At 67.0% G+C, this 23,356-nt stretch carries 24 protein-coding genes and 1 riboswitch; of the genes, 7 read left to right on the forward strand and 17 right to left on the reverse strand.

Translation table 11 applies throughout. The features are described from left to right. Nucleotides 1–50: 50 nt before the first annotated feature. From RSD66_RS14230 to RSD66_RS14265, 8 genes are all read right to left on the reverse strand, one after another. The gene (locus RSD66_RS14230) at nt 51–1,850 is read right to left on the reverse strand and encodes a DUF885 domain-containing protein (RefSeq protein ID WP_415288388.1); all 1,800 of its coding nucleotides are present in this window, start codon (nt 1,848–1,850) and stop codon (nt 51–53) included. A 95-nt stretch (nt 1,851–1,945) separates the two neighbouring features. Continuing rightward, a complete protein-coding gene (locus RSD66_RS14235; RefSeq protein WP_415288389.1) occupies nt 1,946–3,769 on the reverse strand; it encodes a DUF885 domain-containing protein in 1,824 nt (607 codons plus the stop codon). Between the two features lie 125 nt (nt 3,770–3,894). After that, nucleotides 3,895–4,122 (reverse strand): hypothetical protein, encoded by a 228-nt coding sequence (locus RSD66_RS14240; protein ID WP_024354558.1) that lies wholly within the window; start codon nt 4,120–4,122, stop codon nt 3,895–3,897. Nucleotides 4,123–4,127: 5 nt separating this feature from the next. Further along, the gene (gene fghA / locus RSD66_RS14245; protein WP_415288390.1) at nt 4,128–4,961 is read right to left on the reverse strand and encodes an S-formylglutathione hydrolase; all 834 of its coding nucleotides are present in this window, start codon (nt 4,959–4,961) and stop codon (nt 4,128–4,130) included. 18 nt (nt 4,962–4,979) lie between these two features. Next, the gene (locus tag RSD66_RS14250; RefSeq protein ID WP_415288391.1) at nt 4,980–5,537 is read right to left on the reverse strand and encodes a hypothetical protein; all 558 of its coding nucleotides are present in this window, start codon (nt 5,535–5,537) and stop codon (nt 4,980–4,982) included. 11 nt (nt 5,538–5,548) lie between these two features. Next, nucleotides 5,549–5,935, reverse strand: coding sequence for a VOC family protein (locus tag RSD66_RS14255; protein WP_024354555.1), 387 nt, complete (start codon nt 5,933–5,935; stop codon nt 5,549–5,551). Between the two features lie 102 nt (nt 5,936–6,037). Beyond that, entirely contained in the window at nt 6,038–6,502 is a 465-nt protein-coding gene (locus RSD66_RS14260) for a GFA family protein (RefSeq protein WP_415288392.1), read from the reverse strand. Between the two features lie 15 nt (nt 6,503–6,517). Further along, the gene (locus tag RSD66_RS14265) at nt 6,518–7,624 is read right to left on the reverse strand and encodes an S-(hydroxymethyl)glutathione dehydrogenase/class III alcohol dehydrogenase (protein WP_003166043.1); all 1,107 of its coding nucleotides are present in this window, start codon (nt 7,622–7,624) and stop codon (nt 6,518–6,520) included. 172 nt (nt 7,625–7,796) lie between these two features. Between RSD66_RS14265 and RSD66_RS14270 the strand changes: the two genes are divergently transcribed. Together RSD66_RS14270 and RSD66_RS14275 are read left to right on the forward strand one after the other, a co-directional pair. Beyond that, nucleotides 7,797–8,684 carry a LysR family transcriptional regulator gene (locus RSD66_RS14270; protein WP_415288393.1) on the forward strand — a complete coding sequence of 296 codons (888 nt, stop codon included), beginning with the start codon at nt 7,797–7,799 and terminating at the stop codon, nt 8,682–8,684. Continuing rightward, a complete protein-coding gene (locus RSD66_RS14275; RefSeq protein WP_415288394.1) occupies nt 8,681–9,382 on the forward strand; it encodes an NAD-dependent deacylase in 702 nt (233 codons plus the stop codon). The genes RSD66_RS14270 and RSD66_RS14275 overlap by 4 nt, the downstream gene beginning before the upstream one ends. On the opposite strand, the gene RSD66_RS14280 is transcribed toward RSD66_RS14275, so the two are convergent. Both RSD66_RS14280 and RSD66_RS14285 read right to left on the reverse strand, forming a co-directional pair. Beyond that, nucleotides 9,379–9,702 (reverse strand): YnfA family protein, encoded by a 324-nt coding sequence (locus RSD66_RS14280; RefSeq protein ID WP_024354551.1) that lies wholly within the window; start codon nt 9,700–9,702, stop codon nt 9,379–9,381. The two genes, RSD66_RS14275 and RSD66_RS14280, sit on opposite strands and share 4 nt — an antisense overlap. Continuing rightward, nucleotides 9,699–10,484, reverse strand: coding sequence for an RNA methyltransferase (locus RSD66_RS14285; protein ID WP_415288395.1), 786 nt, complete (start codon nt 10,482–10,484; stop codon nt 9,699–9,701). The genes RSD66_RS14280 and RSD66_RS14285 overlap by 4 nt, the downstream gene beginning before the upstream one ends. Nucleotides 10,485–10,587: 103 nt before the next feature. On the opposite strand from RSD66_RS14285, the gene RSD66_RS14290 reads away from it, so the two are divergent. Beyond that, nucleotides 10,588–11,256, forward strand: a complete 669-nt coding sequence (locus tag RSD66_RS14290) for a DsbA family oxidoreductase (protein WP_415288396.1) — start codon at nt 10,588–10,590, stop codon at nt 11,254–11,256. 130 nt (nt 11,257–11,386) lie between these two features. Here RSD66_RS14290 and RSD66_RS14295 read toward each other — a convergent pair whose 3' ends face one another. The 3 genes from RSD66_RS14295 to thiC form a co-directional block, all read right to left on the reverse strand. Next, a complete protein-coding gene (locus RSD66_RS14295) occupies nt 11,387–12,229 on the reverse strand; it encodes a hypothetical protein (RefSeq protein ID WP_415288397.1) in 843 nt (280 codons plus the stop codon). Nucleotides 12,230–12,327: 98 nt separating this feature from the next. Beyond that, nucleotides 12,328–13,854, reverse strand: a complete 1,527-nt coding sequence (locus RSD66_RS14300; protein WP_415288398.1) for a hypothetical protein — start codon at nt 13,852–13,854, stop codon at nt 12,328–12,330. Nucleotides 13,855–14,011: 157 nt separating this feature from the next. Further along, entirely contained in the window at nt 14,012–15,946 is a 1,935-nt protein-coding gene (gene thiC / locus RSD66_RS14305) for a phosphomethylpyrimidine synthase ThiC (protein ID WP_415288399.1), read from the reverse strand. 68 nt (nt 15,947–16,014) lie between these two features. Next, a riboswitch (TPP riboswitch) is annotated at nt 16,015–16,124 on the reverse strand. Nucleotides 16,125–16,669: 545 nt separating this feature from the next. On the opposite strand from thiC, the gene RSD66_RS14310 reads away from it, so the two are divergent. After that, on the forward strand, nt 16,670–17,332 hold the full coding sequence (locus tag RSD66_RS14310; protein WP_346525600.1) for an aspartate/glutamate racemase family protein: 663 nt from the start codon (nt 16,670–16,672) through the stop codon (nt 17,330–17,332). Between the two features lie 3 nt (nt 17,333–17,335). Here RSD66_RS14310 and RSD66_RS14315 read toward each other — a convergent pair whose 3' ends face one another. After that, nucleotides 17,336–17,620 carry a hypothetical protein gene (locus tag RSD66_RS14315; RefSeq protein ID WP_024354543.1) on the reverse strand — a complete coding sequence of 95 codons (285 nt, stop codon included), beginning with the start codon at nt 17,618–17,620 and terminating at the stop codon, nt 17,336–17,338. Between the two features lie 94 nt (nt 17,621–17,714). Between RSD66_RS14315 and RSD66_RS14320 the strand changes: the two genes are divergently transcribed. Next, entirely contained in the window at nt 17,715–18,485 is a 771-nt protein-coding gene (locus RSD66_RS14320; RefSeq protein ID WP_119413346.1) for a ribonuclease T2 family protein, read from the forward strand. A 46-nt stretch (nt 18,486–18,531) separates the two neighbouring features. After that, nucleotides 18,532–18,909 (forward strand): hypothetical protein, encoded by a 378-nt coding sequence (locus RSD66_RS14325; protein ID WP_003167184.1) that lies wholly within the window; start codon nt 18,532–18,534, stop codon nt 18,907–18,909. A 22-nt stretch (nt 18,910–18,931) separates the two neighbouring features. On the opposite strand, the gene RSD66_RS14330 is transcribed toward RSD66_RS14325, so the two are convergent. The 3 genes from RSD66_RS14330 to RSD66_RS14340 all read right to left on the reverse strand — a co-directional run bounded on the left by RSD66_RS14330 (nt 18,932) and on the right by RSD66_RS14340 (nt 21,797). Continuing rightward, on the reverse strand, nt 18,932–20,002 hold the full coding sequence (locus RSD66_RS14330) for a hypothetical protein (protein WP_415288400.1): 1,071 nt from the start codon (nt 20,000–20,002) through the stop codon (nt 18,932–18,934). 92 nt (nt 20,003–20,094) lie between these two features. Continuing rightward, nucleotides 20,095–20,862 carry an ABC transporter permease gene (locus RSD66_RS14335; RefSeq protein ID WP_024354537.1) on the reverse strand — a complete coding sequence of 256 codons (768 nt, stop codon included), beginning with the start codon at nt 20,860–20,862 and terminating at the stop codon, nt 20,095–20,097. Further along, a complete protein-coding gene (locus RSD66_RS14340; RefSeq protein WP_415288401.1) occupies nt 20,862–21,797 on the reverse strand; it encodes an ABC transporter ATP-binding protein in 936 nt (311 codons plus the stop codon). Before RSD66_RS14340 ends, RSD66_RS14335 begins: the two co-directional genes overlap by 1 nt. Before the next feature lie 109 nt (nt 21,798–21,906). Between RSD66_RS14340 and RSD66_RS14345 the strand changes: the two genes are divergently transcribed. Then, the gene (locus RSD66_RS14345; RefSeq protein WP_415288402.1) at nt 21,907–23,238 is read left to right on the forward strand and encodes a PQQ-dependent sugar dehydrogenase; all 1,332 of its coding nucleotides are present in this window, start codon (nt 21,907–21,909) and stop codon (nt 23,236–23,238) included. The last annotated feature ends 118 nt before the right edge of the window (nt 23,239–23,356 follow it).

Consider the following 23,356-nt stretch of genomic DNA (forward strand, 5'->3'; position numbering starts at 1 on the left):
CGGACGCGCAAACGTCCGGGCCGTTTTTCGTTTCAGGCCTCAGCCGCGCATCAGGCGCGCATCCGCCCTTCCAGCACCGCCAGAGGCAGGGAGCCGCTGCCCAACACCTTGTCGTGGAAGACGCGTAGGTCGAAGCCGTCCTTGGCCTGAGCCTCCTCGCGCAGGCGAGCGATGACCGTGTGGCCGACCTTGTAGGCGCAGGCCTGACCCGGCCAGACCGAGTAGCGGTTGATCTCGCTGTTCGAAGCGTCCAGCGGCTTGGCGCCCGAGGCCGCCATGTAGTCGACCGCCCGTTCACGGCTCCAGCGTTCAGAGTGGATGCCGGTGTCCACCACCAGCCGCACCGCCCGGAACAGATAGGACATCAGGAAGCCGACTCGGCCCAGCGGATCGGCCGCATAGGCGTCCAGATCATTGGCCGCCACCGCCTCGGCGTACAGGGCCCAGCCTTCGTTGAAGGCCGAGAAGCCGCCCGCGCGGCGCCACTGCGGCAGCTCGCCCGACTCGCGTTGCAGCGCGACCTGCAGGTGGTGGCCCGGCGAGGCCTCGTGATAGGTCAGGGTCGGCAGGGCGAACTTCGGCCAGTTCCCGCTGTCGCGCAGGTTGATGTAATAGGCGCCCGGACGCGAACCATCCAGCGGCGGCCCCTGATAGTAGCCACCGGGCGCGCCCGACTGGATCGACACCGGCACGCGGCGGATTTCGACGTGGGTCTTGGGCAGGCGGCCGAACACGGTCGGCAGCTTGGGCTCCAGCGCAGCGACCTGTTCGTTCAGCCACTTCAGCAGCTCTTCCTTGCCCGCATCGGTATTGGGGAAGAGTTGGGCCGGATCCTTGTTCAGGGCCTGAACCCGCTCGCCGACCGTGCCCTGAGTATAGCCCTGAGACTTCAGAATGGCGTCGATCTCGGCGGTGATTTCGGCCACCTGTTCGACGCCCATGGCGTGGATTTCCTTGGCCGACAGCGTGGTCGTGGTGTTGGACTTCAGTCCGGCGGCGTAGAAGGCCTCGCCGTCCGGCAGGCGCCACACGCCCGCGTCGTGAACGGCCTTCGGACGGATGGCTTCCAGCGCCTCGATCTGACGGGCCAGGGCCGGCTTGACCTTCTCGTTCACCAGGGCGGCGGCGCGCGCGTCATAACCCGACAGATTCAGCGCCCCGGTCTTGCGGACCAGCGACTGGATCATGGCCATGTCGGCGGCGGGCGCATCGCGCAGGGTGCGGATCTGCGGCAGCATCCGGTCGATGATGAAGTCCGGCGCGATGACCCCCAGACCGGCGTCCTCCTTGATCTTGTCGGTCTCGCCGTCCAGCACGCCGGCAAAAGCCTCCAGACGCGACAGGAACGCGTCGGCGCCCGCCGCGTCCTCGATGCGGTGCTGGTTGTCCATGAAGTCGGGCGTGGAGAAATAGGCGCCCGACAGCTGGGTCACGACATAGGGCGACGGACGGCCCGGCCCCGCGCCATAGTCGAAGCGCGCCGTCTGGGCCGCCGTTTCGCGCCCGAAGGCGGCGATGGCGTAGTTCAGCGCCCCGGCCTCGGACAGGCCCTTCTGGTCGAAGGCCTTCAGCTCGTCCCAGCGTTTGACCGCCTTTTCACGATCCTTGCGGATGGCGTCCGGCCCGGCCTCGCTGAGCTTGGACGACAGGCCCGCGCGGGCGTCCTTGTCCAGACCCAGGTTGGTGGCGCGCTCGGGCGCCTCGTCGATGTCGGCCTCGAACCAGCCGTCCAGCAGGGTGTTCAGGCGCGCGTCGGCATCGCTGGCTGCAGCGGCGGCGCACTGGGCCAGCATGGGCGCGGCGGCGGCGGTCGCAGCGGCGCTCAGCAGAAGATGGCGGCGATTGATCATTCAGGTACTCCCCCCAAAGAAGCCGCGCCGCGCCGGGCGTTGCTCCACACTCACGCTCAATGAAGGACCGGCGCGTCCGGGAAATCAGGTCGCCGTCAGACCGGCGTCCAGGCGTTCATGGTCCGCTCCAGCACGGTCAGCGGCACGCCGCCGAGGTTCAGACCCGTGTCATGGAAGCCCTTGATGTCGAAGCGGCTGCCCAGACGCTTCTTGGCGTCTTCGCGCAGTCTGACCCAGGTGGTATGGCCGACCTTGTAGCTGGACGCCTGCCCCGGCCAGACGCAGTAGCGTTCGATCTCGGTGGCGATGGTGCTTTCCTTGTCCCCCAGCACATCGACCATGTAGCGGATGCCCTGCTCGCGGCTCCAGCGCTTGTGGTGCAGGCCGGAGTCCGCCACCAGCCGCGCCGCGCGGAACATCAGCGACTGCAGATAGCCCACCTGGCCGAAGGGATCGTTTTCATAGACCCCCATCTCGTCCGCCAGCTGCTCGGAATACAGGCCCCAGCCTTCCGAATAGGCCGAGAAGCCCATCACCTTCATCAACAGCGGCGTGTCCGGCTGCTCCATCTGCAGGGCGATCTGATGGTGATGGCCCGGCGTCGCCTCGTGATAGGTCAGCGTCGGCAGCATCCATTTGGGCCACTCGGCCGTGTCGCGCAGGTTGATGTAGTAGGCGCCCGGCCGCGACCCATCCAGCGCCGGGGCCTGATAATAGCCGCCCGGCGCGCCCGCCTCGATGGCCTTGGGCACGCGCCGGATCTCGCACGGCGACTTGGGCAGGCGGCCGAAATAGTCCGGCAGGCGCGCCTGCATGGCGGCCATCTGGACGTTCAGTTCCTGGAGCAGCTCTTCCTTGGCCTCGTCCGTGTTCGGATAGACGAAGCGCGGGTCCGCGCCGATGGCGGCGATGCGTTCCCCCACGCTTCCCTGCGTCATCCCCTGCGCCTTCAACAGGGCGTCTGCGCGGGCGGAAATCTCGGCCACCTGCTCCAGCCCCATCTGGTGCACCTCGTCCGGGCTGAGCGAGGAGGTGGTGTAGTTCTTCAGGCCGAAGCGGTAATAGGCCTCGCCGTCCGGCAGGCGCCAGACGCCCGCGTCATGCGTGGCCCCGGCGCGAACCGCCTTCAGCGCGTCGGCCTGACGCTGGATCGCCGGATAGACGGCGTCGGTCAGGATGGCCTCGGCGCGCGCGGCCCAGTCGCCGGGGATGTTCTTCTCGGCCGTGCGGCGGGCGATGGACTGGGTCATGACCGACTGGGCGGCCGCCGTGCCAGTGATGGCCTCCATCTGCGTCAGAGTGCGGTCGATGACGAAGTCCGGCGGCACGGCCCCGGCGACGTAGTCGATCTGCATCCGCTCGCGCTCGTCATCCAGACTGCGGGCGAAGTCCGACAGGCGCGACAGATAGGCCTCGGCGTCGTCCGCGGCCTCGATGCGGTGCTGGCTGTCGAGGAAGTCGGGAATCTGCTGATAGGATCCGCCCAATTGGCTGATCGTATAGGGCGAGGGGTACATTCCGCCGCCGTAGGGGAAGGCGTAGCCTTCCATCACCGTCTCGCCGAAGAAGCTCAGGGCGTCGTGATAGATCTGTTCCTTGGCCGGCAGGGCGTCGCGGTCGATCGCCGCCATATCCTTCATTCCGGCGATGAATTTCGCCTTGTCGGCCTCGACCTTGGCCTGGCTGCGGTCGCTCAGCTTGAAGCGGGCGTCGGCCATCGGCCCCCGGTCCATGCCCAGCATGGTCAGGGCTTCCGGATCGCTCAGCAGCAGTTCCTGCGCGATCCGGTCCATCAGGGCGTTGAAGGCGGCCGAGGCGTCCTGCGCCCCTCTCGTGCGGGCCAGGGCGCGCACCGGCCCGATCGCCGCCAGCGCTCCCCCCGCTGCGGCCCCTGCCAGAAGACGGCGACGATCCATCATGGCTTTCCTCCCAAAAAGCGATGGGCCGGGATGCTAGCTCAGCAATGAAAGCCCGCAAGCCATGATCGTCATAGGTCGGAAGTTTCCCGCCCTCGACGTCGCGAGGGCGGGCGGGCCTTGAGGCCTCAGCGCTTCACATGGGCCTTGATGCAGTCGCGCACGGCGCGTTTCAGGTCGCCCGGCGCGTTCGGCTCGTCCACGCCCTCGGCGGCGAAGACAGCGCGCATGGCGGCGTCCAGCCCCTTGGGCAGGGCGGCGATCACCTTCTTCTGTCCTTTTTCATGCAGGCAGAAGCCGACCTGGTTGCACAGGTCGGCGAACATGGAATCGAAATCGGGGGCGGCGTCGGTCATTTCACTCAGGCTTTCAGCCGCTTGGCGTGGAAGGCCACATGGTCGTCCACGAAGCTGGCCATGAAGAAGTAGGAATGGTCATAGCCCGGCTGCATCCGCAGGGTCAGCCCCTGACCGGCCTTTTGCGCCGCCGCCGTCAGCAGTTCCGGCTTCAGCTGATCGGTCAGGAAGGTGTCGGCATCGCCCTGATCCACCAGAATGTCGTCGAAGACGCCTTTCGCCGTCCCGCCCTCGATCAGCAGGGCCGCGTCATGCCTGGCCCATTGCGCCCGATCCTCGCCCAGATAGGCGGTGAAGGCCTTCTCGCCCCAGGGGCAGCGCGTCGGCGACGAGATCGGCGCAAAGGCCGACACCGATTTGAACAACTCGGGATGGCGCAGCGCCAGCGTCAGCGCCCCGTGCCCGCCCATCGAATGGCCGAAGATGGAGCGCGTCTTCGTCGTCGGGAACTGGGCGTCGATCAGATCGATCAGCTCGCTCGTGACATAGCTTTCCATGCGGAAATGCGGCGCCCACGGCGTTTCAGTCGCATCGACGTAGAAGCCCGCGCCCTGTCCCAGATCATAGGCGTCGTCATTGGCGACGCCCTCCCCGCGCGGCGAAGTGTCAGGCGCGACGATGATGACGCCATGCTCGGCGGCGGCCTTATAGGCCCCGGCCTTGGTGGTGAAGTTGTCCTCGGTGCAGGTCAGGCCCGACAGCCAGATCAGGACCGGAAACGGCCCCTCGCCCGCAGGAACAAAGACCGACAGCGTCATGGGCGTGCCCGTCGTCGCGCTGTCGTGCTTCAGATAGCACAGCGTTCCGCCGTGCACGACGTGACTCTTGACCGTTTCCATAAGCTCAACTCCTGAAGATCAGTCCGGCCAGACCCTGGCCATGAAGTCGTCATCGAGGACGCCGCCGTCCTCGGAGAAATGAGCGTACCAGTCGCGCGGGATCGGGGCGACCGCGCCATCGGGCTGGGCGCCGCCGCCCCAGGCGTCGAACTGCAGGCCGACCAGAATCGGGCCCTGCCGCACCGATGGCGCCGGAACAGCTTTGGCGGCGCCGGTGAGGGCTTCAATGATCTGCGGCTGCATCGCCGGCTCGCCCGTGATGACCCAGGCCCTGGACCGCTCGCCCGGTTTGACCATCAGCAGCATCATGCCGGATGCGCCCGCTTGGGTCGGCTGCGCCCTGGCGGCGGCGGCGACCGCCTCATCCACCGCCGTCAGGTAGGGCGACAGATCGGCGATCTCGACCCGCTCCTTCATCACCTGATCCGGCAGATACAGCACCACCTTCTTGCGGACCCAGACGTCTGCAGGCGCCTCGGCGGGCGCGGGCGCATCGGCTCCGCGCGGCGTGCAGGCGGCGAGCGCCCCGACCGCCACAGCGGCCATGATCGACGCAATCGCCGCCTTCGTCTTCATCGTCTCAATCCTCAGCCCGGCCGGTGCACGGCGCAGATCTTGTTGCCCGACGGATCGCGCAGATAGGCCAGATGCATGACGCCGAAGGGCGAATTGCGCGGCCCGGCCGGATCCTCGATCGCCGTGCCGCCCGCCGCAACCCCGGCTTCGGAGAAGGCGACCACCGCCTCGGGGCTTCTGGCGAAAAAGCCGATGGTGCCGCCGTTGGCGTGACAGGCCGCCTGGCCGTCGCGCGGTTTGACCACGCCCAGCATTCCGCGCGGCGTCATATACCAGACGCCCGGCATCGGCGCCTCGCTCAGCGTGCCCGGCTGATGACCCAGCGCGCCCATAACGGCGTCATAGAATTTGTGCGAGGCTTCGAGGTCGTTGGCCCCGACGGTGACGTGCGTGAACATGATGATCCTCCCAGATCCGCCCGATCCTTCGCCGGGCGCGGCCAGCTAAACCGAGCAGGTTTCATTTGGCAACGAACTTTGCTGCACCTGCTCAGTCCAACCTCAGTCGGGGCGCGCGCCCTCGCGGGCGTAGGCGCCCATCAGCTCGCCATAGTCTTCGGGCGGCGGAAACTCAGGATAGCCGACCCTGGCCCCCGACTGCACGCCCGGCAGACGCTCCGTCGTCCAGGTGTCGGCATAGGGAACGAACCACGCCCCGTCGTCCAGCAGGCTGGGCCTCAGGTTGACGAACTGTCCCCCCGCAATACCGCGCGTGAACAGCCACGTCTTGCACGACGGGCAGAAGTGGTGCTCCGGCACGGGATTGTGCAAGCCGCCGATCTCCGTCTCGCCCTCGATTGTCAGCCCTTCGCTGGGCAGCATCAGGCTCAGCGAATAGGCGCCGCCCGTCAGCTTCTGACAGGCGCGGCAATGGCAGGCCGCTGCAAACACCGGCGCCTGGGCGACCTTGATCCGCACCTGCCCGCAAAGGCAGGCGCCCGTCCACGGCAGTTTCCAGTCGCCCATGGCTGAACCCCTCTCTTAGAACACGATCACCGATCGGATGCTCTTGCCTTCATGCATCAGATCGAAGGCTTCATTGATACGTTCCAGCGGCAGGGTGTGGGTGATCATCGGATCGATCTCGATCTTGCCGTCCATGTACCAGTCGACGATCTTGGGCGTGTCGGTGCGACCGCGCGCCCCACCGAAGGCCGAACCCTTCCAGACGCGGCCAGTGACCAGTTGGAACGGACGGGTGGCGATCTCCTTGCCCGCCTCGGCCACGCCGATGATGACGCTCTCGCCCCAGCCGCGGTGGCAGGCTTCCAGCGCCTGACGCATGACCACGGTGTTGCCGGTGCAGTCGAAGGTGTAGTCGGCGCCGCCCCCGGTCAGCTCGACCAGATGGGCCACCACGTCCGAGACGTCCTTCGGATTGACGAAGTGGGTCATGCCGAAGCGACGGCCCCACTCCTCCTTGTCGCCGTTGATGTCGACGCCGATGATCATGTCGGCCCCGACCATCTTCAGCCCCTGAATGACGTTCAGGCCGATGCCGCCGAGGCCGAAGACCACGGCGTTAGCGCCCGGCTCGACCTTGGCCGTGTTGACCACCGCGCCGACGCCTGTCGTTACGCCGCAGCCTACGTAGCAGGCCTTGTCGAAGGGGGCGTCCTTGCGGATCTTGGCCACCGCGATCTCGGGGAGGACCGTGTAGTTCGAGAAGGTCGAGCAGCCCATATAATGGTGAATGGTCTGGCCCTTGTAGGAAAAGCGCGAGGTGCCGTCCGGCATCAAGCCCTTGCCCTGCGTGCCCCGGATCGAGGTGCACAGGTTGGTCTTGCGGCTCAGGCACGACTTACACTGGCGGCATTCCGGCGTGTACAGCGGGATGACGTGATCGCCGACAGCGAGGCTGGTCACGCCCGGTCCGACTTCCACCACCACGCCCGCGCCTTCGTGGCCCAGAATGGAGGGGAAGAGACCCTCGCTGTCCAGACCGTCCAGCGTATAGGCGTCGGTGTGGCAGACCCCCGTCGCCTTGATCTCGATCAGCACCTCGCCCGCGCGCGGGCCTTCCAGATCAACCTCGACGATCTCGAGCGGACGTTTGGCTTCGAACGCAACGGCGGCGCGGGTTTTCATGTCTTGGTCCTTCGGACGTCCCTGACGCTCGCGACGCGGTCGCTCGCTGCTTCAGGGACATGAGGTGGGCGGGTGATTTGGCGACCTTACTACGCCCGATGCGGCTGGGTCGAAACGGCGACAACCGCAAAACATTATTGCCGTTGAGCAATAATCCTGATCCAACGTCCCCATGAGCCGCTGGGACGGGATCGACGAATTCACCGCTGTCGCCGAACAGGCCAGCTTCTCGGCCGCCGCCCGGCGTCTCGGCCTGTCGACCTCCGCCGTCAGCCGCGAGATCGCCCGACTGGAGGACCGCCTTCAAACGCGCCTGCTCCACCGCACCACCCGCCGGGTCGAACTGACCGACGCCGGCCGCGACTTCCTTTCCCGCTGCCGCCGCCTGATCGACGAACGCGACGAGGCCCTGGCCGCCGTCCAGCCCGACGATCAGGCCCCGCGCGGCCTGCTGCGCATGACCTGCTCCGTCTCCTATGGCGAGCGGTTCATCGCCCCCGCCGTCAACGCCTTCGCGCGCCAGAATCCCGAGCTGCGGATCGAGCTCGACCTCGACAACCGCCTGCGCGATCTGGTCGGCGACGGCTATGATCTGGCGGTGCGCTTCGGCCACTTGACCGACTCCCGCCTGATGGCGCGGCGGCTGGCCTCGCGGCGACTGATCCTGTGCGCCAGCCCCGACTATCTGGCCCGTCGCGGCGCCCCGCGCGACCTTTCCGAGGTCGCCAGCCACGACGGCCTGATCGGCTCAGCCGAGCACTGGCGCTTCACCGAGGCGGGGCGCGAGGTCAGCCTTCGCCCCACCGGCCGCTGGCGCTGCAACTCCGGCGCGGCGGTGCTGGACGCCGCCCTGCAAGGCCTCGGCCTGTGCCAGCTGCCCGACTTCTATGTCGCCGAGGCCCTGGCCTCGGGCGTCCTCGTCTCCTTGCTCGATGACCAACGCCCGCCCGACGAAGGCGTCTGGGCCGTCCACCCCCATCCCCGCCATGTCCCGCCCAAGGTCCGCGCCATGATCGACTGGCTTCACGACCGCCTGTCCGCGCCAAGGAGCCCTGCATGAACCTCGTCATCCTGACCGGCGCCGGCGTCTCGGCCGAGAGCGGCGTGCCGACCTTCCGCGCGTCCGACGGGCTGTGGGAAGGGCATCGCGTCGAGGCCGTCGCCACGCCCGAGGGCTTCGCCGCCGACCCGGCTCTGGTGCAGGACTTCTACAACCAGCGGCGGCGGCAACTGGCGAGCGTGCACCCCAACGCCGCGCACCGGGCCCTGGCCGATCTGGCGGCGCGGTGGGCGGACGACTTCCTGCTGGTCACCCAGAACGTCGACGACCTGCACGACCGGGCGCAAGTGGAGACGCCGCCCGCCTCGGGCTTCGAGCTGATCCACATGCACGGCGAGCTGAAGAAGGCGCGCTGCACCGCCTCGGGCGTCGTCTGCGACTGGCATGATGATCTGGAGCCCGCCCACGCCTCGCCCCATCATCCGAGCGGACGCTTGCGCCCGCACATCGTCTGGTTCGGGGAAATCCCGCTGGAGATGGAGCGGATCGAGCAGGCGCTGGCGCGGTGCGACCTGTTCGTCTCCATCGGCACCTTGGGAGCAGTCTATCCGGCGGCGGGCTTCGTCCAGCTGGCGCGCATGGCTGGAGCACGGACGGTGGAGATCAATCTGGAACCGACGCAGGGCGCGAACCTGTTCGACGAGGGCGTCTATGGGCCCGCCAGCGAGACCGTGCCCGCCTTCTTCGACGCGCTCTAAGCCCTCGGCCCGAACAGGATGATCGCGGCGCCTATCAGGCAGACCGCGCCGCCGATGACGTCCCAGCGGTCCGGCGTCGTCTTCTCTACCAGCGCCATCCACGCCAGCGACGCCACGATATAGACCCCGCCGTAGGCGGCGAAGGCCCGCCCCGCCGCCTCGGCCGGAACCAGGGTCAACAGCCACGCAAAAGCGATCAAACTGAGCACGCCCGGCGCCAGCCACCACGGCGAGCGATCCAGCTTCAGCCACGCCCAGAAGGCGAAACAGCCGCCGATTTCGGCCAGCGCCGCGAGGGGATAGACGAGGGCGAGTTTCACTTGTCCTTCTTCGCCGCCTCAGCTCGTTCCGCCGCCAGCTTGGCCAGCACCCGCCCCCGCCCCTTCGAAAGGGCGTGGATGGCGCCGCGCATGGTGGCGACCTCCTGCTCGGTGAAGGCGGCGCGGCCCAGCATGACGCGCAGGTTCTGGCTCATCGAGCGCTTCTTCTCGGGCGGATAGAAGAAGCCGCCGTTGTCCAGTTCCGCCTCCAGATGCTCGTACATGCCCAGCAGAAGGTCGTTCGACGCGGGCGGCTCGCCCTCGCGGAAGCGCGGCGGCGGGGCGTCCAGAATCAGGGTGCGCCACTCATAGGCGTTGATCGCCACCGCCTGCGCCAGGTTCAGCGAGTGGTGCCTGGGGTCGATCGGAATGGTGGTGATCCCGGCGCACAGGGCGATGTCGCCCGTCTCCAGCCCCGCCCGTTCGCCGCCGAACAGCAGGCCCGTCCTCAGCCCCGAGGCCGTGTCGTCATACAGGATGCGGGCGCTCTCACGCGGGGTGCGCACCGGCTGGCGCGTCTCGCGCGGGCGGGCGGTGGTGGCGAAGACGGTGTGCAGGTCGGCGATGGCCTCTGCCACGCTGTCGAACAGCTTCACCCCGTCCAGCACCCAGTCGGCGCCGGACGCCGTGGCCCAGGCGCGCTCCTGGGGCCAGCCGTCGCGCGGGCTGACCAGCCGCAGCTCGGACAGGCCGAAATTGGCCATGACGCGGGCGACCGCGCCGATATTGTCGGCCATCTGGGACTTGTCGAGGACGACGACGGGAGGGGTGAGTTCGCTCATGGGCGCTGTGTAATCCTTCTGCCCCGGCGCGAGAAGCGCGCTTGCCTCCTTCTTCGCCGCGCCCATATCCTCGCAACACCTTCTGTTTCCGAAAGCCGCCGCCATGACCGCGCCCGCCCCCAAGCCGCTGAAGATCGACTTCGTCTCCGACGTCATGTGTCCCTGGTGCGCCGTGGGGTTGGGCGGGCTCGAACAGGCTCTGGAGCGACTGGAGGGCGAAGGGATCGCCGCCGACATCGCCTTCCAGCCGTTCGAGCTGAACCCCGACATCGCCCCCGAGGGCGAGAACATGGGCGAGCACCTGGCCCGCAAATACGGCTCCACCCCCGAACAGTCGGCCGCCAACCGCGCCGCCATCACCGCCCGCGCCGCCGAGGTCGGGGTCGAGATGAACTTCCGCGACGACAGCCGGATGTGGAACACCTTCGACGCCCACCGCCTGCTGCACTGGGCCGGGCTGACAGCGCCCGACAGGCAGGCGGCGCTGAAACACGCCCTGTTCGGCGCCCACTTCACGCAAGGCCGCAACGTCTCGGACGCGGGCGTCCTGACCGAGGCGGCGCAGGCCGCCGGGCTGGACCGCGCCGAGGCGGCCGAGGTGCTGGCGTCCGGCCGCTATATGCAGGAGGTTCGCACGGCGCAGGCCCTGTGGCGCGCGCGGGGCGTCACCTCCGTCCCCGCCGTGGTGGTGGAGGACAAATATCTGATCTCCGGCGGCCAGCCGACGGACGTCTTCGTCAACGCCCTGCGCGAGATCGCGGGCAAGGCATAAGGCCCTTCTCCCCTTGAGGGAGAAGGTGGCAGGCGGAGCCTGACGGATGAGGGGTGTGAGCGCCCCGTTTTCCAATGAGCCCGAGGGAGAGAAAGCGCTTCATGTCGCGCCGACACCCCTCATCCGGCCCTTACGGGCCACCTTCTCCCTCAAGGGGAGAAGGGTTGGGAAAAACAGAGTCCAATTCGTCTGAATCGTCTGAAATCGTCCCCTCTCCTTCCGGCGTCAGGCGGGCGCTGAGGACGGCGATGCGCGCCTCGACGGCGCGACGGCCCAGCAGGTCGTCGGGGGCTAGGCGGGCGGCGTCGCGGGCGACGGCGGCGACCGCCTTCATGTCGGCTTCCAGCGTATCGAGCGGGTCAGGTTCAGGCGCGGGCGGCGGGCTTTGCGGCTCGGCGGCGGCCAGCAGAGCTGAATCCGTCAGCGCGCGCCAGGTGCGCAGCCACGACGCCGCCTCGGCCGCCCGGCCGCGCCGCACCGCCCGGTTCAGCCGCATCAGGGCCTGAGCCGCCATCGCGGCCAGATCGGGGGCGTCCGCCGCCGCATCCTCGACCGGATCGTCTTCGTCAGGCCAGGGGTCCGGGTCGCCCGCGTCGCAGCGGCGCCAGCCCTCGCGCGCGGCGCGGGACCGCAGCGTCCCCAGCTTCAGCCCATAGCGGTCGCAGACGGCCTCGGCCGTATCCCCGGCCAGATAGTCGCGCCGCGCCGCCGCCCAGACCGCCTCGGAGCGGACGCGATAGCCGTCCCGCGGCGCCGGGTCTTCGTAGTAATGGCCGCGCGGGGCGTCATCCTCGTTTAGAGGGGGCGCCTCGGCCCGCTCGGCGGTCGAGGGCCGCACATGGTCGGGGATGTAGGTCGTGTCGCCGTACTCGTCCTGCTCCCACCGGCCGGAGGCGATGATGCGCGGCGCCTCCTCATGCCAGTCCTTTTCCGGCCAGTCCTTCTCCCGCCCGCCCGAAGCCTGATCGTCCATCGCGCCGCCTCCTGCCTGAAAGGCGGAGGATGGAGGACGGGTGCGTCAGGATCGGACGGGGCTCAATTTACCCGGACGGCGAGGACGTGCGCCTTTGATTAGGCGTCACTAGCTGCCTCAGCCTCGACTGCTTCGGCTTCCTTTGACTCGGCACTCACTTGTTCCCGATCCTCCTGAAGGCGGTCGCAGAGAATGTTTGCAATTTCTTGAAGTTGCATTTCCATGTCTCCGGCAGGATCCAGCGGAAGCCCGCCGTAATTTCGATCTTCGGAGAAGAATCCATCCCTCACATCGGTGAGCCGAATAGGAATAACGGCTTCTTCGCCAAATCGGTCGCGGAACTGGTCGCTTTCGAATTTCGTCCAAATTCTCGTCGGATATTCTTGAGAAAGAATGGGTATTACGTACCTAGCTTCAGTTCTGTAAATAGGTCCCAAATAATCTTCTACGTTTCTCGCAATAATTCTGTGCTGCTCGTTGTAGTCGTAAAATACTGAGACTTCTCTTTCCTCAAGGATTTCGTGGAGTCTCTTTGCAATCCTGCGCTGAGGTCCGGCGAATGATAGCGCGAAATCGTACGCTCCCTTGAAGTAGTCCGTCGCAAACCCCGCTTTCCTAGTGAAATTTCTCCACACCAAATTCCTAAGGAAGAATATGAGTTTAGGATCTTCGACGCTCAGAATTCTCGTTGATGGTTCGTAATGGAAGTGCCCCCCCAGAATATCGGCTTTGTCACGCAGGAGAGCCTCTAGGTGGCCCTTCTTAATGACCTGACCAATGCTACCTTTGTGTTCTGGGTGAAGGCGGATCAGTTCAGCGAGGTCGAGAGACCAATCTTCGCTCTCAGAAAGCCACTTTAGGATATGAAGGTAGGGCGCTCGCCCCTCGCGTCGGATCTTTGATCCTCCCGCAAACACGAGTGCGGGCTTCATGAATTGTCGGGCTAGATCGGCCATCACTCTATCGATAACGACATCGACAGATACATCGATCTTAGTCAGCTCGGCTTGAGTTTCGGTGATATCGGCCTCTACGCAAATGTAGTGACAAAGTACCTGCGTGATATGAAAGCTGCCCTGTGCGGCGGCCGCGATCTGTGTATTGTCAAGAAAGTTTACATTTAGCGCAGTTGCACCTTTTGTGATCAATTCCTCAATCTTATCCTGAGGGTTTGCTTCCATTTTAAAAATGTCGATCCGCAATCCGAGATCATGTGCAAACTGAACTAACTGATCTCCAGCCTTATTAATTCCAATTAGAACCAGCTGAGAGTACTCGTCCGAGGTATCAGCCAGAAGCTTCATGTAATCTGAAAGACGAATTTTAATGTCGTCAGGAAGTCTATGGAAATCGTCAACGACTACGGTGCCAATTTTTCCCAGCTCGGGTAGTTCCGAGATCATTTCGACGTCTTGAGGTCGCCTTGCGCTTAGCTGTAGGATTTCTCCGCCTTTACCCAAGTTCTCAATGATTTGGGTAACCGTGGTTGTCTTTCCAATGCCTGAGGGTCCTTCAAGAACAACACAGCGGCCAGGAGTTCTAACTGCTACTTTGATAGCACCATATCGGAGCGGTTCCACAAACGTGTAGGTCGGGACCCCCGCTAAGCGGAAAACGTCTTCCAAATTAGGCATTTCATCCCCCAAGCTTATAGCTGCGCTCTATCTTGAACCACTAAGTCGTGGCAAGCTGGATCGTCCATAGGATCGGACACGAGGCTAGCCGAGGCTGCTTCCCGTCCAAAGGCCCGATTCCGGCCCGCGCCGGAATGCGTGGGGCTGTCTACACCTTCACCTCGATCTCCCCGCCTCCGGCCCTGAACTTCGCGCTCATCTCGGCCATACCCGCCTCGGCGTCCGTCAGGCTGGCGCCCGCGTCGTTCTGGGCCTTGGCGGCGTCGCGGATGTCCTGGCTGATCTTCATGCTGCAGAACTTCGGGCCGCACATGGAGCAGAAGTGGGCGGTCTTGTGCGCCTCCTTCGGCAGGGTCTCGTCGTGGAATTTGCGGGCGGTCTCGGGGTCCAGGGAGAGGTTGAACTGGTCCTCCCAGCGGAACTCGAAGCGGGCTCTGGAGAGGGCGTCGTCGTGGGCGCGGGCGCCGGGGTGGCCCTTAGCCAGGTCGGCGGCGTGGGCGGCGATCTTGTAGGTGATGACGCCGTCCTTGACGTCCTGACGGTCGGGCAGGCCCAGGTGCTCCTTGGGCGTGACGTAGCAGAGCATGGCCGTGCCGAACCAGCCGATCATGGCCGCGCCGATGGCGGACGTGATGTGGTCATAGCCGGGGGCGATGTCGGTAGTCAGGGGCCCGAGCGTATAGAAGGGCGCTTCGTGGCAGTGCTTGAGCTGCTCGTCCATGTTGGCCTTGATCTTGTGCATCGGCACGTGGCCGGGGCCTTCGATCATGACCTGACAGCCCTTGGCCCAGGCGATCTTGGTCAGTTCGCCGAGGGTGCGCAGCTCGGCGAACTGGGCCTCGTCGTTGGCGTCGGCGATGGAGCCGGGGCGCAGGCCGTCGCCGAGGGAGAAGCTGACATCATAGGCGCGCATGATGTCGCAGATGTCCTCGAAATGCTCGTAGAGGAAGCTCTCCTTGTGGTGGGACAGGCACCACTTGGCCATGATGGAGCCGCCGCGCGAGACGATGCCCGTCACCCGCTTGGCCGTCATCGGCACGAAGGGCAGGCGCACGCCCGCGTGGATGGTGAAGTAGTCGACGCCCTGTTCGGCCTGTTCGATCAGGGTGTCGCGGAAGACTTCCCAGGTCAGGTCTTCGGCGATGCCGTTCACCTTTTCCAGCGCCTGATAGATGGGCACGGTGCCGATGGGCACGGACGAGTTGCGGATGATCCAGTCGCGGATGTTGTGGATGTTGCGGCCCGTCGACAGGTCCATGACGTTGTCGGCGCCCCAGCGGGTGGCCCAGACCAGCTTGTCCACCTCGTCATCGACGCTGGACAGGACGGCCGAGTTGCCGATGTTGGCGTTGATCTTCACCAGGAAGTTGCGGCCGATGATCATCGGCTCGACTTCGGGGTGGTTGATGTTGTGCGGGATGATGGCGCGGCCGCGGGCGATCTCCTGACGCACGAACTCGGGCGTGACGAAGTCGGGGATCGAGGCGCCGAAGTCTTCGCCGTCGCGGATGCAGGGGGCGGTCTGTTCGCGGCGCAGGTTCTCGCGGATGGCGACGTATTCCATCTCGGGCGTGATGATGCCGGCGCGGGCGTATTCATACTGGGTGACGGGGCGGCCCTCGACGCCCTTGAACACCTGATGGTTGGAGGTGTCGAAGCGGGGGGCGAGGTGCTTGCCGCTGGCGTGGCCGTTGTCCTCGGGCTTGACCTCGCGCGGATTGGCGACGGGGGCGATGTCGCCGCGGTCCAGCTGCCAGCTGGATTTGACGCGCGGCAGGCCCTTCTTGATGTCGATGGTCACGGACGGGTCGGTGTAGGGGCCCGACGAGTCGTACATCGTCACCGGCGGCTCATTGGCGGACGGGTGGACGGCGACCTCGCGGAAGGGGACGCGGATGTCGGGGAAGAGCTCGCCCGCGACATAGACCTTGCGGCTGCCTGCGCGGGGGCCGGTGGGGATGGCGCCGTGCTCAGACGCGACTTCCTTGCGGGCTTCGCTGAGAGCGAGGCTATCGCTCGCGACGCGGTCGCTCGCTGCTTGAGCCTCGGTCGGCGCTTGGGCGTCGGTGACGTGGATATTCATTTGGCGGCCTCTTGGACTAAGAGGTCCGCCGGCGCGGTATGAGCGCCCCCTACGCCGGACTTCGGGCGTCGAAAGCGGTGAACTCGTCCCTTCGCCGGCATGACCCGGATCAGGTTCGACGGGTCAGAGGAGAAACCTCAATCTCAGCCGCTCGATTGCGACCCCCCGGAGAACGCGGCGACCCTAGCCCGTCTGTGCGGCAGGTCAAGCGCGACGGCTTCAGGAGGGAGAGGGGGCGGCCCGGCTTCTCAGTCGGGGGGCGTTAAGGCCGGGCCGCCGCAGACTTCGTCGGGATTGGGGGGGCGTCCGACGGGTCCGACTGTGAGAACCAACAAGCCGCTGGTTGGTTCCGTCCAGCGCACGGCGTTAGCCATCTTTATCGAACAGGCGTCTTCTTCGACCTGCCCCCCCTGCGGATCAGGCGATGCGACGACGGCGCTGCAGGTGCAGCACAGCGCCGCCCGCTGATACTGCCGTTGATCCGGCAGGCAATCTTATCTCCGCATCTAACGGGAACTACGCCCGGGCCGGGATTGGTGACTTGGCTGTCAAAAGCATCGCATCACTTTCAAGAAGGTGATGGGGTGGAACACTAAAATCAAAGATGAGTAAAACTGCGAACCATGGGTTTTGAAGCTTTAGTTTGCGCAGACGGGCTTTACCTCCAACGCCCTCCGGCCGCATGAGAGCCGCCTGAAGCGGACGTGCCGCCGGGAGATCGAGATGAGTCGTATTCTGGGTGTTCTGGGCGGGATGGGGCCAGCGGCGAGCGTGGCTTTTCTGGCGCGGGTTCAGGCGCTGACGCCAGCCAGGGCGGACGAGGACCATGTGCGGGTCATCGCCGACATCAATCCTCAGGTGCCCAATCGCCATACCCAGCCCGAGGCGGCCGGACGGGCGCTGGGCGAAATGGCGCGAGCGTTGAAAACGGCCGGGGCGCAGGTGCTGGCCATGCCGTGCAATACGGCCCACGCCCATGCCGACGCCATCCGCGCGGCGGGCCTGCCCTTCATCGACATGGTGGCGGAAACGGCCAGGGCGGCGGCCGGGACCGGGGCGCGGCGGGTCGGGGTGCTGGCCACGCCGGGCGGGATGCGGCTCTATGCCGGGGCCCTTGACGCCGAGGGGCTGGCGATGGTTGCCCCCTCCCCCGCCGAACAGGAGCGGTTCATGCAGGTCGTGTTCGCGGTGAAGGCGGGCGACGTCGGCCCCGGACAGCGGGCGGCCATGCGTGATCTGGCGCAGGCCCTGATCGCGGCAGGCGCCGAGGCGGTGATCGGCGGTTGCACCGAGGTGCCGCTGCTGCTGGATCAGGCGGACATCAGCGCGCCGCTGATCGATTCCGCCGAAGTGCTGGCGCAGGCTTGCGTCGTCGCCTGTCGATAGGGATCAGGTCTCCGACTTCTTGCCCATCAGGGGCGACAGCAGGCTGTTGACCTCGTCCATCTGACCGTGGCCCTGGGCGGCGCGATGCTCCAGCTCTGCGGCGCGGCGCTCCAGCTCGCGGGCGCGTTCGGCGCGCGGGTCGCTCTCGGCCACGGCGTGAAGGGCCGGGCGGCGCGATTCCAGTTCGGCGATCAGTTCGTCGAACCGCGCCTGATTCATGTTTTCGCCTTGTTCAAACAGGGCGATGGCCTCTTCCAGAGCGGCTTCAAAGGCGTCTTGATCGGGCATGGGCCTCATCCTCTTATGCTTACGCTTATCAATGGCCGGGGCCGTGCGCGGGTTCCGCCTTGGCCGGTGATCACGCAGGGTTTACGGGTAGGCCATGCGCATTCCCTTCGCCCTCGCCGCCCTGACGCTCCTGCTGGGCGCGTGCACCGTCTCGACCGGCGCCGAGCCTGGGCCGACCCAGGTCGCGGGCGCCGTCTGCGACGTGCCGGACGATTTGCGCCCGGCCCGCCCCTATCGCATCCCGCAGGACGAGGTCGCCGCCGACGTGGCCGTGGCCTTCAACATGCTGGCGGTCAGTTGGTCGCCGCAGGCGTGCCGCAGCGGCAAGGACTATCCCGACGCCCGCTATCAGTGCGCGGCCAATCAGTTCGGCCTAACCCTGCACGGGCTGTGGCCCAACGGCGCGGACAACAGACACCCGCGCTATTGCGCCGCGCCCGGCCCGGCCATTCCGGTCGAAACGGTGCGCCAGCATTTCTGCATGATCCCCTCGCCTAGCCTGCAACAGCACGAATGGGCGGCGCATGGCACCTGCGGCTGGGACAGTCCCGAGGCCTATTTCGCGCAGGCCGCGAAGATGTGGGACGGTCTGAACAAGCCGGACCTGGAGGCCATTCCGGCCCAGCGCCTGACCGCCGGGGCCATCCGCGACGCCTTCGTCGCGGCCAATCCGGGCTTCCCGCGCGAGGGCGTGTTCATCGCCACCACCGACGGCTGGTTCCGCGAGGCGCGGCTCTGCTACTCCAAGGACTATCGGCCGATGCGCTGCCCGCGCGGTCTGGGCGCGCCGGATCGCGAGCGGCTGAAGCTGGCGCCGAAGGGCGTTCAGCAGGACGCGCAACGGGGCGTGCAAACGACCGGTTAACCAGAACAGGGTCAGGCTGCGGATCGCTGTTTCGTCCGAGGCCGTCATGTCGACCATGCTGACCCAGTCCCGCCGCCGCTCCAGCGACCACTTCATGCCCGAGGACATGGAGCCGCAGGAGCAACGCCGCCTGCGCGGCCTGCTGGATCAGATCGACTACGCCGCCTATGTCGCCAACCGCGAACTGATCGGTCATGCGCTGAGCCAGGTCGACGTCGCCGCCTTCCAGAAGCTGGCCGTGCTGACGGCGCAGGCGCGGGCGCGATGGGGCGCCGAGGCCGTACGACTGGCCGAATCCGGCGCCCCGGCGACGCCCGATCAGGTCGCCCGCCTGACCGCCGCCCGCACCGCCTATGACGAACTGAGCGAGGCCTATGACGGCCTGCGCCGGATGGTGGAACGCGGGTATCTTCCGCTGAAATAGACGCCGGCTGCGTCGCCCCGGATCAGTCCAGCTTCTGGGGCCGGGTGACGATCGGAGCGTTGGGGTCGGTCTGGGCCGGGCGGGCCTGGGTCGGCGGCGGGCCGTCAGCCTGGACCGGGACGTCGGGCTGAGACGCGGCGGGAGGCGTGACGACCACCACCGGCGCGGGCGTCGCAACGGCCGGGGCCTGAGCGGCGGGGGTCTGGGTCGCGGAAGTCGGAGTCGCGGAGGTCGGGGCCGGAACCGGAGCCGGTCGGGATGGAGCGGGCGTCGGGCGCGTGGGCGCAGGCAACGTGGCTGCGGTTCGCGGCGAAGGCGCGCGCGCGACGGGCGCGGCGGCGGGCGTCTCGACGACGGCCGGGGCGGGTTGCGGCGTCGGCGCCGACGTTTCGACAGGGATCGCGGGGGTCTCGACCGCAGGTTCCGTCATGGCGGCAGGCGGCGGAGGCGCGGCGTCTTCCGCGCCCGAACGGGCCAGCAGCCACACCGCCACAGGAACCAGAACGGCGGCGGCCGCTACCCCGGCGTAGAGCGGCCAGCGCGAGCGAGGCCTTGGCGCCAGGGAGGGGGCTGGGGAGGCCGCCACGGCGGCCGGCGGCGCGACGACGGGCGCAGGCTCAGCTTGGGCGAACGACGCCGAAGCGGCTTGCGCCACAGGCGCGGCCGCCGCAGCCGCGACCACAGGCGCGGACTGAGGCACAGCGTCCGGCAGCGGCCGCGGCGTCAGGTCTACGGCGGCGGCGGCGGCGGGGGCCGCCTGCGGCGCTGGCGGAGCGGCTGGTTGCGGAGCCGAAGGGGTCGGGGCAGGCTGGCGGCGCGGCACCATCGAGCCGCCGAAGACGCCCGATGGGCGCGGCGCGGACAGCGGTGCTGCTGGCGCAGACCTGGGCGGCGTCTGCTGGGCAGGCTGGGGCTGGGGCTGGGCGGGCCTTGGCTGCGCCGGTTTGGGATGCGGCGGCATGGCGGTCAGGCGCGCCAGGCCTTCGTCGCGCGGCAGGGGGCCGACGTGGAAGGCGGCCTGGGGCGGGCGGCCCCAGGTGATCTGGCCCCGGCGGAAGGGCGCGGACTGGGTCTTGTCGTCGGCGTCAGACATTCGGTCTCCGGCGCTCAGGCGAGCGCGCATCAGGTCGAAAAGGCGTTAGAGGGCCAGGACGGTGAGCGCCGAGTTCGGCGCTTTCGTGGCCTTCAGTTCTTCAGACGATAGCCGGTCTTGAAGATCCAGCCCACCACCGCCAGACAGCCGAAGAAGAAGCCCAGCGTGGCCAGAAGGCTGACCTGAACGCTGACGTCCCCCACGCCGTAGAAGGCCCAGCGGAACCCCGAGATCAGATAGACCACCGGGTTGAACAGGGCGAGGGTGCGCCAGCCCTCGGGCAGCATCTCGATCGAATAGAAGGCGCCGCCCAGGAAGGTCAGGGGCGTGACGATCAGCATGGGAATGAACTGGAGCTGCTCGAAATTCTGCGCCCAGACCCCGATGATGAAGCCGAACAGGGCGAAGGTGGTCGAGATCAGGATCAGGAAAGCCAGCATCCAGAAGGGGTGCAATATCTGCAGCGGCACGAAGAAGGCGGCCGTTGCCAGGATGATCAGGCCCAGGATCGCCGATTTGGTCGCTGCCGCCCCGACATAGGCCAGCACGATCTCCAGCGGCGAGACGGGCGCGGACAGAATCTCGTAGATCGTCCCGGTGAACTTGGGGAAGTAGATGCCGAAGGAGGCGTTGAAGATCGACTGGGTGAACAGGCTGAGCATGATCAGCCCCGGCACGATGAAGGCGCCGTAGGGGACGCCGTCCACCTCGGTCATGCGGCTGCCGATGGCGCCGCCGAAGACGACGAAATAGAGCGACGTCGTGATGACCGGCGTCACCAGCGACTGCCACAGGGTGCGCAGGGCCCGCGCCATCTCGAAGCGGTAGATGGCCCAGACTCCGTAACCATTGAAGCTCATCACGCGGCCTCCCGATCCTGATGGACCAGGCCGACGAAGATGTCCTCGAGCGAGCTCTGGCGGGTGCTGAGATCCTTGAAGCCAATGCCGAGGTCCGACAGGCGGCGCATCAGGGACGGGACGCCGGTGCGCTCGGCGTTGGAGTCGAAGACGTATTCGATCTCGCCGCCGTCATTCTTGAGCGTCAGAGACCAGTCGGCCAATTCGGGCGGCAGGGCGGCCAGCGGCTCCTGCAGGTTCAGGGTCAGGGTCTTGCGACCCAGCTTCTGCATCAGGTCGGCGGTCTTCTCGACCAGGATCAACTCGCCCTTGAGGATGACGCCGACGCGATCGGCCATCTCCTCGGCTTCCTCGATGTAGTGGGTCGTCAGGATGATGGTCACGCCGCGATCGCGCAGGCGGCGCACCAGGGCCCACATGTCGCGGCGCAGCTCGACGTCGACGCCCGCCGTGGGCTCGTCCAGGAAGAGGATGTCCGGTTCGTGGCTCAGGGCCTTGGCGATCATGACGCGGCGCTTCATGCCGCCGGACAGGGTCATGATCTTGGCGTCCTTCTTGTCCCAAAGGGAAAGGTCGCGAAGGATCTGTTCGACATGGGCCGGGTTCGGCGCCTTGCCGAACAGGCCCCGGCTGAAGGTGACGGTGGCCCAGACGGTCTCGAAGGCGTCGGTCGTCAGCTCCTGCGGCACCAAACCGATGCGGGTGCGGGCGGCGCGGTAGTCGGACTGGATGTCGTGGCCGTCGGCGATGATGGTTCCGCTGGACGGGGTGACAATGCCGCAGACGATGGAGATCATCGTCGTCTTGCCCGCCCCGTTCGGCCCCAGAAGAGCGAAGATTTCGCCCTTCTCGATCTCCAGATCGACACGCTTGAGGGCCTGATGGCCGGACTTGTAGGTCTTGGTCAGACCTTCGATGGAAATGACGGCTGGCATGGAGCCCCTCCCGGCTTCGGGGATGGCAGATAGGCAGGGCGCCCCGCCCGCTCAAGGGGGACGCCCTTTCTCGCGCGAAACGGCGTATGATGAAGGGCAACCGTTCAGGATGTCCGTCATGTCTGTTCGCCCCCTCTTCCTCGCCCTGCCTCTCGTCGCCGCACTCGGGCTGGCGGCCTGCGAGACCGAAAGCGTGCTGCCGGAAACGGACGGGTTCGGCGCCGCGCCCAACCTGCCCGCGCCGCAGCCGCAAAGCGTGCCGATGGTGAAGATCGCCCCGGCGGTCGGCTGGCCGCAGGGACGCACGCCCGTTGCGGCGGCGGGGCTGGCGGTGAACGCCTTTGCGACCGGGCTGGATCATCCGCGCTGGCTCTATGTCCTGCCCAACGGCGACGTGCTGGTCGCCGAGTCCCAGGGGCCCGCCAAGCCGAAGGCGAAGAAGGGCGGCCTGCGCGGCTGGATCGAGGGGCTGGTGATGGCGCGCGCCGGGTCGGGCGACCGGCCCAGCGCCGACCGCATCAGCCTGTTGCGCGACGCCGACGGCGACGGGACGGCGGAGACGAAGACGGTTTTTCTGAGCGGCCTGACCTCGCCCTTCGGCATGGCCCTCGTCGGAGAGACGCTCTACGTCGCCAACGCCGACTCCGTGGTCCAAGTCCCCTATCGGACAGGACAGACGCGCATCGAGGCGGCGCCGGTCAAGGTCGCGGACCTGCCCGCCGGGCGCAACCACCACTGGACCAAGAGTCTGGTCGCCTCGGCCGACGGGACCAAGCTCTATGTCGGGGTCGGCTCCAACTCCAACATCGGCGAGAACGGGTTGGACGAGGAGGTCGACCGCGCCGCCATCCTGGAGATCGACGTCGCGACAGGCGCGCGGCGGGTCTTCGCCTCGGGGCTGAGAAACCCCGTCGGCCTGGCCTGGAACCCGCAGGACGGGCGGCTGTGGACCTCGGTCAATGAGCGCGACGCCCTGGGGAACGATCTGGTCCCCGACTATATGACCTCGGTGACGGCGGGCGGCTTTTACGGCTGGCCGTGGAGCTATTACGGCCAGATCGTCGATGAAAGGGTGACGCCCGCCCGGCCCGACATGGTCGCCAGGGCGATCCGGCCCGACTACGCCCTGGGGTCGCACACAGCCTCGCTGGGCCTGACCTTCTATACAGGCGACCTGCTGCCGCAGTGGCGCAATGGGGCGATCATCGGCCAGCACGGCTCGTGGAACCGCAACCCGCCGTCCGGGTACAAGGTCATCTTCGTCCCCTTCCGCGACGGGCGGCCGGACGGGCCGCCGCAGGACGTGCTGACCGGCTTCCGCAATCAACAGGGCGAGGCGATGGGGCGGCCGGTGGGGGTCGCCGTAGACGGCCGCGGCGCCCTGCTGGTCGCCGACGACGTGGGCGACGCCGTCTGGCGCGTGAGCCCTGCCGCACGCTGAGATGCGAAACAGACCTTCGTCAGTCATGGCGGCCGGCGACGGATTTCATCTGTAGACGATCCGGTGTGAACGCGTCCGTCATTGATGGATCAGATTGACGTTACGTCGCCCTTCGACT

It is taken from the genome of Brevundimonas sp. S1H14 (assembly GCF_047716865.1).
GTDB lineage: Bacteria > Pseudomonadota > Alphaproteobacteria > Caulobacterales > Caulobacteraceae > Brevundimonas > Brevundimonas naejangsanensis.